The sequence below is a fragment of the Nitrosomonas halophila genome (genome assembly GCF_900107165.1).
GTDB lineage: Bacteria > Pseudomonadota > Gammaproteobacteria > Burkholderiales > Nitrosomonadaceae > Nitrosomonas > Nitrosomonas halophila.
In genome coordinates, this window is sequence record NZ_FNOY01000079.1 from 1 (window position 1) to 11,079 (window position 11,079).

Here is an 11,079-nt window from a genome sequence, read left to right on the forward strand (position 1 = left end):
GACTTAAAAAAACGCTACTGGGGGCGCCATTTTTGGGCGCGAGGATACTTTTGTGTAACATCAGGAGAACTGACAGAAGAAATGATTCAAAACTATTTGGAGCATCATTTTGAACCTAAAGGTGATGATAATTTCAGAACCGAAAGCTAAACGGGTCTTAAGACCCGTATCCTGACTTTAGTCATTGTCACTAACCCACCAGCTTTAGCTGGTGGTTGTTTAGTGATTCATCGCCATGACCATAACCAACAAATTGTCGGTATCTCGACCAAATGTCCAGCCTGGAACTGGACGATCCGCCACAACATCATCCAAGGCGCAGGAACTGGAATATATTTGGGCAATTCAGATGGCAGCGCACCCTTTATCGCGGGACTGATTGAATACAATCTTATCACCCAAACTCTGGGCTATAACCTGCAAATCAAGCACCAGCAGCCCCGGCCGAATCTTGCCGGCATGCCGGCGGGCGACCAGGTCACGACTATCCGGCACAATGTCTTTAGCAAGGCAGACCCGCCTCGCAACCCAAGCAGCCCCAGACCCAATGTCCTGCTGGGTCATTGGCCGCTCACGGGGCGTGGTGCAAACGACCGCTATCTCGTTTACAGTAATTTTTTCTACCAGAACCCACAGGAATCCCTGTTTCAGGGTGAAGGACGGATTGCGCTCTACAACAATTTATTCGTCAACCATATGGGAGGCGCCATACGCTTCCAGCCGCACCATGACAAGCCGCGTGAAATTGCGATATTCTTCAATACCGTAGTAGCAAAAAACACGGGCATCTATCATGCCGGCCACAATGATCCATCATTACCTATCCCGTGGATCGCCAACAATGCTGTTTTTGCCAACCGCCCCTTGGTAAAACTTTTCCCGGAATGGGAGCTGGATTTTTCTGGACATTCGGATGACAGTCGCTTCGGTGCGTATGCTTACGATTATTCACCTGGATGGTTACCCATTCTTTCGATTAAATCGTGCCGGGCTGACAATATACGAAATCGACATCTTTGCTTTGCTCATTGATGTATGAAAATACTACTCGTCATTGCCCTACTCATCACTTACGGTTCGATTTACCCCGGCAATTTTACGGATGCCGGACCTGATGCCCTGGCGGAGTTTCTGGCGGATCGAAAATGGGTAACATCACTGAGTGATCTACTGGGAAATACCGCTTTATTCGCGCCATTCGGTTTTATTGGCGGTTGGATAACCGCCAATGCGCGCGATAGAAATTATCGCCTCATTCTGCTGCTTGCTTCAGGCTTCACACTTTCCTTCATTCTTCAGATTTTGCAGATTTGGCTGCCTACCCGCTCTGCCGCAATGGCTGACGTAGTTTGGAATATGGTCGGCATGCTAGGAGGTCTTGGCTTAAGCTTGATTGCCAGGCGATATGCTTGGTCTTGGCTAACAACTCTGCCATCTTTGGGCCCCCAAACCATCGTTCCCGTAACGTTAATCCTTCTGTGGCTGTTCAGTGAATTACTGCCGCTTGTACCCGCATTGGATTGGCAACAATTCAAGGATGCGGTTAAACCACTGCAGGTCTTTGATTTCTCGTTTCCTGCCGCATGGATGCACGCTGCGGGTTTGCTAACGATTGCCACCCTCGTCAACTTGATCACAGCCAGGCCAATAATCTGGCTAACGACGATAGTACTGTTTGTGCTGGCCGGGAAAATCGTCATTATCGATCAGGTGCTCGATACCCCGACCACAACAGGATTGCTGACAGGCTATCTCGTCAGTCTTGTCCTGCTGCAAAATCAGCCACGCATCATGCCCATGGTCGCTTTCTGGTCGTTATGGTCGGCATGGACCCTACATGCGCTGACACCGTTTGTTTACATGCCTGGCGGTGCATTCAGTCTACTGCCCTTCGCCACCATGCTGGAAGGGTCGATGCGCACCAATGCCACAGCATTGACACTCTCACTTTTTATTTACTCAGCCTTACTGTGGCTGGCAGCGCATCTAGGTGGAAACTTCCGTGGAATTTTCCTGGGGTTACTCGTTTGGTCAATCTTAATCGAACTAACCCAAATGGCATTACTGGGCCGCACCGCAGACATCACCGAACCACTGCTTATAGGATTGATCGCTTGGGTTTTCATGGAATTGAAACGCATTGAATCGCGCTACCCTGTCAGGTATCCCGCTTTCCGGGCTGCTGCCCCCGCAACCGCTACGCCACCTCGCGGACAATCTGCTTATATACGCAGCAAACCAAATCTCCACGACTGGCCGCCCCTCATACTGATAATAGTGGCGACTACCGGAACATTCTGGTTGATTTTGCGATTGCCCGGTATTCCCTACAATCTAAAAGAATTATTTTTATTTGATGGCAACCCCTTATTCATACTCATTTTCGTCCTGGCATTACTGTGGATCGGGCTTGGGGCAGCATGGGTAAGTGACAAACAACTTTCCAGTAAGCGACCATACATAAGTCTCCCAAGCTGGGCATTCCTGGCGAGCCTCATCAGCATTGGCCTGCTCTCGATCAGCGTGACTCAGGAAAGCATTGCCGACATTGCCGGTTCGAATAATCTTTACTGGTTTGTTACCAATCGCGATATCTGGGGCGAAAGCTGGCGCCATATCTTTGAATGGGTTGGCCCAACATTCGTCTCCACCCTTGAAAGACCGGTTCGCTATACGGCTTTGTATATGCCGCTTTTAATCTTCTTGGTAATTATCCTATGCCTTCTGCACCTCCACTCACAGGGTAAATCACACCCTAAGCGAGGGCTCGTATTGATAACCAGCGCCCTACCCTGGCTATGGCTAGCCAAAGGTATTGCCTTTGACTGGTCATCCACTGACAATCTGAATGAATTGATCGCGCGCGAAGGCGCGTTGGGAATGGGAGGAGGTTTTTATCTCTATCTATTGCTGTTCGTGCTTTGCTTAAATGCAGTTATTTTCTCGCGCGCCATCGGCCATGGCACCCATCTCATTTATGCCATGTTACTTTCCGCCATGCTGCTACCTATTGGCTGGTGGTTACTCGCCCTTGGGCTAGAGCCAGAAGTACAGAAATACGACAATACTTTCTCCGGCACACAATTCCTGCTCGGCCCTGATCGCAAACAGCTCCTGTCCGAGATGGAATTATTCATGCGCTGGTGTCTTGTCCAGGGCGGTTTTATTCTGATCGTCGGTACAGGCATTCACAGCTATCAGAAAGTGAAGTCACTATATTTTTCAAAGAATGCTACCTAAATGACAAGATGGTGTTCCAAAACGCGAGATGAATTGGTATAATCTTGGGCTTCGGGTCGTTAGCTCAGCTGGTAGAGCAGCGGACTTTTAATCCGTTGGTCGCGAGTTCGAATCTCGCACGGCCTACCAGATAAAACAAAAGGGTTGCAAGTCATGACTTGCAACCCTTTTTTCATTCCCGCAAAATTTCCAACTGATAGCCTGCACAATGACCAGCGAACTATAGGGAAGCGGCCAGGTCAATTTTGGTGTATAATATTTTATTAAAAATCAAACAGCAACAAATGTTGTGTCAGTGTAACACCAACGTTTGAATTAATTAAAAGCAGACTCGCTGATGCGAGTTTGTTCTTTTAGCTCTCAAAAATATTCATAAATGTTGTTGGCACAAGCCGGCAATCCCTGCGTTAGTACATATCTGACAAAATAGTGTCGCTTAATATTCTTATCAAAGCTACACGTGCGACACTCATATCCATTTGATGCAAATTAGATATTTAAAAATTTGTTTTAGGAAATGACTGAATAAGTCATATAGTCAGCAACAACAGGCTATTTTAAGCTGGACTCGTCAGTTGGCCGATATCTCTCGTGGCCAACATATTGTGAGACAAAGTCTCAACGGCGATCTGCATAAATCACCCGGGTGGTGACAATGCTGCGGGCTGAAATGCACGATTTTCAGGGCGAGGGCGACGCTGCAATGCCTTGAAGCTACACAACTTGCAACCTAAATCGTGCCTCCATATCTTGAAAATCGCACATCACAAGCCCACCCAGCCGAAGAATCCAGGCTCAAAGCAGACTCAAAAGGCTTGTTGACTGCATACAAACTCTAAAGTTTGTTCTGCCTTGCGTCTGTCTCGCTGGGAGGCTGTCCGAGAATAGCGAGGGTGAAGCTGGCAAAAGGATCGAAAAATCCAGCCTGCAGGTTCGTCCGCAGTAGATCAGTCTATTTTCGGACAGCCTCCTAGCCAACTTATTCAGAACTTTCCTGATTTAAAACATCGTCACTAAAATAGATGTTTTAAAACACTGTTCATTAATATAGAGGTACTGTTATGGCTAAAGAAGAGCTTATTGAACTGGAAGGAAGAGTCACCGACGTTTTACGCAACCAATGCTATCGCGTTGAACTGGAGAACGGCAAAGAAATTCAAGCTTATACATCGGGCAAAATGCGCCGTTTCCGGATACGCATAGTACTGGGTGATCGGGTCAAACTGGAAATGTCGCCTTACGACCTAAGCAAAGGCCGCATTAACTATCGCATGAAAAATTAGGCCTTGTTGCTGATATAGCGGAGTCCAATGCAGGTTGAAATAACCCGGGTAAAACCGGTGCAGACTCCAGCTATTTCTGTCTACCGTGCGAACATGTGCTGGCCTACCAAAACTGAACATTTTTCTCAGCCAATCTCTGCAACCGGCAATTCCTGAAAAGACGCTTCCGAGCGACGCATTGCAGCTTCTGAAATCAAAATGCGGCATTATCGCAAGTTTATTTGCACCCACTCCTTATTGGGATAATAATCCCTTGCCGGTTTCATGGTGCGCGAGCACACCCTGCTTCTGGCGGCTACTGTCACCGCAGCATTGGGCACAGACCAAGCACCCTGGCTATGGCGGGGGATTTATGGCACTTTTTGTCCTTTCTTTAATCATATGCCCCGTAGGCAGGCAATGCGTTGAGTAGCATAATTTTGCACTCTTTGCCAAGAATAACTTAGAAAAATATTATGAAGATAAAGAACTTAATCGAGACCAAGCTGCAATCCCTGCAACCGCAATTTCTGGAAGTGATCAATGAAAGTCATATGCATAATGTCGCCACAGGATCGGAATCCCATTTCAAGGTAACAATTGTTTCTGATCAATTCAATGGGAAAATGCTGATCACTCGTCATCGAATGGTTAATAAAGCTCTGGCGGATGAGCTGGCTCATTCCATTCATGCGCTTGTGCTGCATACAATGACCACCGAGGAATGGCTTGAAAAAAGCGGCACACTCAGCCAATCTCCACCATGTCTTGGGGGAGCCCATGCCTCAATGGCAGCCCATCCTCGCAGAAATCCGGTCATGTAGAAAACTTATTTCACTTTAACGCTTTCAGAGAGGGTCTGGCGGCGAGCATGACACAGAAACCGCACTCAATACCAAGAGCATAGGTCAGCCCATCAACTCACCCGGCGCAGATCACCTTGCCCGCGACTCTTGGTTGCCGCTTTTTGGGACAATCTCCGCCACTCGCACCAATCGCGGCCAGCGATCATGTATCCAACGGTATTCCAGAGGGGTTTCTTCAGTCACCACATAGACCCTCTTCTCGCCACCTCGCTCGGCTAGTAGCGCCTGAATCATCATTCCGGATTCCAACGCTAGCCAATGAGACCGCTTTTCGTTGTCTTTCTCCATAAAACTATCGGCAGGAATCAAGACCGGCCTGGGATGCCAAGGCTTCCACTTGCCCGCCTTGATTGAATCGAGTCGCGCCCATCCACCATTTGGAAACTTCCCCGGGCCTTCATTCCGACGTTTCCCCCAAAGCACCCAAACCACATCGCCGTGACGAAGCTTTATTGGCAGCTTGGTCCCTGGCTGCGGGAAATATATCTTATTGCCCCGGTATTGGATGCCGCCACACATGAACAAAGAAGAAGATAAAAAATATCCTGTAAACGATTCTGATGCATTTTTCCACAATTCCTGTGCACAAGCCTGTGGATAATCTGCAAATAACAGGGCTAACTCACCTGCCGGCAATGATTATTCTGGACAGTCTAAATTTTAGACACCGATAATTGATCAGGCAGCGATGCTGTTTTAGGCTATCACTTCGATACCATCTATCGATTGTACACCCACAATCCGTGCGCCAACCTGACCATTGTGCGCAGACTTGTAAATTTCGGCATCATTAAAATGATGATTCCAATGGCTCCTTTACCATCCAGACACGCTGATTTTTTATGCCCAATGAATCAATTGGCAAACGCTTCCTTTGTTGACTCACTTCAAAAAACCAGATGTTGAAACGTACATTCCAAACCAGGCAGGCTGATTCCAAGATTCCGCCACAAACCCATCTCGCCATACATTCACAAAGACGCGGTCAAGGCACTCCGGTCTTAACAGTTCTGACGGGCACTTTGAATGACACTCAAGAAATATGGTGCCGTTGGATACAACAAGAAGGCAGAGACACGGTCATCTGGACGCCAAGAATGACCAAACCGCTGTCAATAAGCTGGTTAGAAAAGCTGCTTGCAAGGCCCGACCTGCAGTATCAATTGTTGTTATATCTAGCAAAGATCAGTCATTACGCTCCAGAAGACCTCATCCTTAAATTGGCAAACAAATCGAGCTATGAACTGGATATTTTTCAACAGCAATTACCCGTTCAGTTGACTACACAAGGATCATTGCTTCTTAAGTGGTTTTTGACACAAATAACCTTGTCTCGTGAATTGACACCTGACCTGACATTAAATCTGGCACAGGCCATACAACTGGAAGATGACCAGAATCTCGCGCAAGGCATCATGACTTTTACTGAATTACTGCCAGCGGCAATTCTACCCGGCCTGCTCGTGGAAGTGACTGATGACGAATTATTACAGCGGCCATTCATTCGGATATTGGCACAGATTGCAGAGCGCCTACCAGAAATGCCAATTGCATTATCGATCATGCCCGCACACTTTGAAAACTACTGCACAAAGGCACCTGAATCAAGAACAAAAGCCATGTTACGTCAGAGCGTTATCGAGACACGTTCCCATACAGATTCTCGCGGCACCTTGCCCGACAAAACGGATCGAATTCTTCAGCAATATAGCGCACCCACACAATTATATGAGGAGGCAAAATCATTACTCCAGCTAATTGCTGAAAAAAAGGATGATCCATCTCTCGCTCGCAGTCAAGCTGAACAATTTCTATTTCACATGTTAGAGTGGGTGCCAGAAACACGTGGTGTATTCCAGTTAAATGTCAAAATGCCGTTTAAATTTGGCAATCGGCCGATGGAAATCGATCTATTTGCCACTTCTGATCAAATAGCCCTGGAAATAGATGGCTATTATCATTTTCAGGACTCAGAATCCTGGCGCCGGGATCGGCGGAAGGACTTTATATTACAAATGCATGGCATACTTGTTTTACGCTTCCTGGCCGAAGACGTCGTTTCCCGGCTTGATGAAATTCTTGATGCTGTTCGTCAGGCGCTACAACACCGCCGCCAAATAATAAACTAGGAAACCAATAATGGTTACAATCGAAAGTCTGGCTCTTCAAGAGCTTATTCCAATTCGATTCCTGGCTTGTCCAGATAACGGATTGGCAATCAGCGAAATAAAAAAATCGTTAAACCCTTTTTTCTATCAGCCGCCCTCGAACAATGAATGGCTGCAAGCATTGCAGCAACTAGCCGAGCGCGGGCTGTTGAATCAAACAGGCAAGTCACGATTTCAAATCTCAGCCGCAGGACAGAAATTGGCACTTCAGAAATTGGGGCTGCAATCCCTGCCTCCCGCAACACGTTGGCTGACACTGAAAAATTGCTATTTGATTGCTTCCCTATTGAAATTGCCTGCCCCAATCAATGAACGTGACCGCCGTTCCATCACAAGCGCTGATGGCCTCCGAGCAAGCATTCTGGTTAATGCGTTCCGGCTTCCTGCTGGTTCTTATCCTTCCCTGACCAAAGCCCGAGATAGCCTCCTTTGGCAACAATTGGCCGAGCCCGTGGCCACTACAAATCTGCAGCATAAACTGGCGGCTTCCAATGCCACACGTTCCAGACCTTTTACGATGGGTTCAGTTATTGCTTTGCTTCTGAATAGCCTATTGGGAACTGAACGCGAATTGCCTTGGGATGCCGCGCTGAAACAACTTGCCGCAAAGGCAGTGAGTGCACGGCGCATAAGCCCGGAAGAGCTGCGTCTGGCAATTCTCAGAACAGCCACAGAAAAACCCTCGCAACTGCCCGAACCATTTCCAGACCCACAACCTGAGCCATTCAACTTAGAATTCTTTGCTAACCAGGTAATGCAGTCAGCCAAACGCAGTCAAACCGGAAAATTCGGTGACAACAAAGTATTCATTTCTCATGTTTGGCATCAAATGGAACTCGATGGCAATACATTCGGATTGGACCTGAAGCAGTTTAAGCATCACCTTGCACTTGCCAACAACAAGAACTTGATCAACTTGAGCCGTGCAGATCTTGCTTATGCCATGGATCAGAATGCTGTTTCGGCATCGGAGACCTCCTATCTGAATTCAATTTTCCATTTCATACGCCTGGAACCATAAAATGACTGGAATCCCACAAGAAGAATATTTGAAGATTTTTTGTTCCCGTATAAAGGAAGAAATTTTTCATTCCATTACCCATCACAACCAGATTTGGCAACCCGATCCCTATGATATCGAAAATATCCATCAGGAAAGCCGTGACTGCTTTGAACGATTGTTGAATCGTATCAGCGACACCGAGCAAACAGACTCGGGACGCATCATGTTGCTGTTGGGGGATTCCGGAGCTGGAAAAACACATCTCATGCGTGCCTTTCGCAACCAGACACATGAGAAGGGATTGGGATATTTTGCCTATATGCAAATGACCTCATCTGTTTCCAATTATGCAAGCTATGCGCTTCATTACACGATAGATTCTCTCGACAAACCCTATTGCGCAATCAGCGGCAACATGACGGGGCTTGTGCATCTATCCAATGCGTTGATCGAAAGACGACATGTTGTCTCACAGGATGACATCGAACAGCTGCGTAATGGTGAGCTGAATCGCGATGAGCTGAATGATTTGATTCATAAAATTGCCGATGACATTCTGAATAAGGAAGGTGAACAATTTCGGAGTGTCGATCTCGATTTGATTCGCGCACTCCTCTATCTGCAGCATGATGAACCTGCAACCCACGCAAGAATCCGCAAATATCTGCGCTGCGAGAACATGTCGGAATATGATTGCAAAATGCTTGGCAATATCACGCCGCGTATTCAGGAAGACGATCCCGATCGTTTATTACAAGCGCTGGCACATTTGATGCGGGCTATCGACACAGGGGCTTTTGTCATCTGTCTCGATCAACTGGAAGATATTCATCTTGCAGAGGATGCCAAAATCAAATTCCAGCGTGCAATGGAAAAGATGACCAAGCTGGCTGAGATTCCCAATGTAATTGTTGTAATAGCATGCCTGGAAGATATATACAGCCTGCTCAAAAGTCGTTTACCAAAACCCCAAAGAGATCGAATAGAAAAAGATCCCGATCCGATCATACTCCATGGAAAGCGTAGCGAAGCAGAAATACGCAAGCTGATTGGCATACGGCTGCAGGATCTTTACGACAGTCATGGAATTGATTCCGATTCCGATTCAGACGAATCCATTTTCCCCTTCAGGGATGAAACCCCCGCTTTGCTAGTCGGCATGCCCACACGCCAAATTCTCGATTGGTGCCGCCAGCAACGTGAGCATTCAATTCGAAACCGTGTACCGCCACAATTGCCTGAAATAATAAAACCAGAGTCTGATCCAGAACCCTCACCAAAGCCTTCACCCATAGATCAATTATGGAATGATTATCTTGCTTGCCCGCATCCCGTGCCTGAGAGTGAGAATGAAATGTTGCAGTTACTTGGACGCATGCTTGAGCATTGCGCCACTGAATTGGGTCATTCCCTCGAATGCAATATCGTGCAACGGGAAGATTTTCTGGATATAGACATTCGAAATACTGCGGAGAATACTGTATTCGCTGCAACCATAGGGCTATGCCAGAAATCCCCGCAAGGTGGCGCACTGGCAAAACAGATCGGCAAACTGCAAACGATGGCGGGCAAACGCACAGCCATCGCCATCCGGTCTGTTGAGTTTCCCGCTGACCCAAAGACCAAGATTGCCATCCGGCTGGGTGAATTCGTAGCCAATGGCGGCAAAAAAGTACTGGTCTCTGATGCCGATTGGCGCACGATGGTCGCCATGGAATCGTTTCGCGAGCAATATGCACAGCAACCTGATTTCATGCACTGGCTGCAAAACGAACGGCCAGTGCTCGGCTTGCCTTCATTTCAGCAGCTTATGGACTTTCAGCAGCTTATGGTTATTACAGATATCTCATCCTCCCAAACCGACGACTCACGGTCGCAACAGGATCCTCCTACCCATGCAGATCCGCAACCATCACCGCCAGATGCATCACGGCTGAAAATAGGCCTGACTCAGGGTTATCAACCCGCCCCTTACGAAGTTGATATTTCTCAATTCGTGCGCCACGCTGCTTTCCTTGGTGGATCCGGGAGCGGCAAAACCACTTTGGCCTTGAATATTATCGAGCAATTGCTGCTGCAAGGTATTCCGGCAATTCTGCTGGACAGAAAAGGCGATCTGTGCAGCTATGCAAAAGACGAAGCATGGCGCACCCCTGTCTCAGACCCAGCACGCGCCCAAATGCGTAAAGCGTTACGCGACAAAATCGAAGTGGTCGTTTACACACCCGGGGCCATTGAAGGACAAGGTCGTTCGTTGAACATCCCCATCATGCCCAAGGGATTGGAGAATTTATCATCCGGAGAATGTGAACAACTGGCCAATCATTCAGCCTTTTCCCTGGGAAAAATTATGGGCTACAAAGATCAAGGCCTGGATAGAACTCGAATTATCATTCTTGGAAAGGCAATTTCTATTCTCGTTCAATTAAACAGGGGCCATGCATTACCCCCTGTGTCAGAATAGTTGTCGTGTCTAATTTTTAATTAATATTCGGGGGCGATAAGGAATAAACAATGACACGATATTCAAAAGAACGCAA

The 11,079-nt window shown here is 47.4% G+C and carries 9 protein-coding genes and 1 tRNA gene; 9 read left to right on the forward strand and 1 reads right to left on the reverse strand.

Annotated features, from left to right (window positions below):
- The 6 genes from BLV85_RS12975 to BLV85_RS13000 form a co-directional block, all read left to right on the forward strand.
- Window positions 1-150: transposase (locus BLV85_RS12975; protein WP_176973882.1), on the forward strand; the 150-nt coding region annotated here is incomplete at its 5' end.
- A gap of 186 nt (window positions 151-336) precedes the next feature.
- Window positions 337-1,032: a hypothetical protein gene (locus tag BLV85_RS12980; protein ID WP_245725219.1), complete on the forward strand. Its 696-nt coding sequence runs from the start codon at window positions 337-339 to the stop codon at window positions 1,030-1,032.
- A gap of 3 nt (window positions 1,033-1,035) precedes the next feature.
- A complete protein-coding gene (locus tag BLV85_RS12985) occupies window positions 1,036-3,240 on the forward strand; it encodes a VanZ family protein (protein WP_090415667.1) in 2,205 nt (734 codons plus the stop codon).
- A gap of 53 nt (window positions 3,241-3,293) precedes the next feature.
- Window positions 3,294-3,369 (forward strand) — tRNA-Lys (locus BLV85_RS12990).
- Window positions 3,370-4,301: 932 nt separating this feature from the next.
- On the forward strand, window positions 4,302-4,523 hold the full coding sequence (gene infA / locus BLV85_RS12995) for a translation initiation factor IF-1 (protein ID WP_090415668.1): 222 nt from the start codon (window positions 4,302-4,304) through the stop codon (window positions 4,521-4,523).
- Window positions 4,524-4,978: 455 nt separating this feature from the next.
- Window positions 4,979-5,326, forward strand: a complete 348-nt coding sequence (locus BLV85_RS13000) for a BolA family protein (RefSeq protein ID WP_090415669.1) — start codon at window positions 4,979-4,981, stop codon at window positions 5,324-5,326.
- A 111-nt stretch (window positions 5,327-5,437) separates the two neighbouring features.
- Here BLV85_RS13000 and BLV85_RS15520 read toward each other — a convergent pair whose 3' ends face one another.
- A complete protein-coding gene (locus BLV85_RS15520; RefSeq protein ID WP_218132846.1) occupies window positions 5,438-6,004 on the reverse strand; it encodes a hypothetical protein in 567 nt (188 codons plus the stop codon).
- A gap of 263 nt (window positions 6,005-6,267) precedes the next feature.
- Here BLV85_RS15520 and BLV85_RS13010 point away from each other — a divergent pair, with 263 nt between their 5' ends.
- The 3 genes from BLV85_RS13010 to BLV85_RS13020 are packed head-to-tail and all read left to right on the forward strand — an operon-like array spanning window position 6,268 to window position 11,003.
- Window positions 6,268-7,497, forward strand: a complete 1,230-nt coding sequence (locus BLV85_RS13010; protein ID WP_090415670.1) for an endonuclease domain-containing protein — start codon at window positions 6,268-6,270, stop codon at window positions 7,495-7,497.
- 10 nt (window positions 7,498-7,507) lie between these two features.
- Window positions 7,508-8,557 (forward strand): hypothetical protein, encoded by a 1,050-nt coding sequence (locus tag BLV85_RS13015; protein ID WP_090415671.1) that lies wholly within the window; start codon window positions 7,508-7,510, stop codon window positions 8,555-8,557.
- Window position 8,558: 1 nt separating this feature from the next.
- Window positions 8,559-11,003 carry an AAA family ATPase gene (locus BLV85_RS13020; RefSeq protein WP_090415672.1) on the forward strand — a complete coding sequence of 815 codons (2,445 nt, stop codon included), beginning with the start codon at window positions 8,559-8,561 and terminating at the stop codon, window positions 11,001-11,003.
- Window positions 11,004-11,079 lie beyond the last annotated feature (76 nt).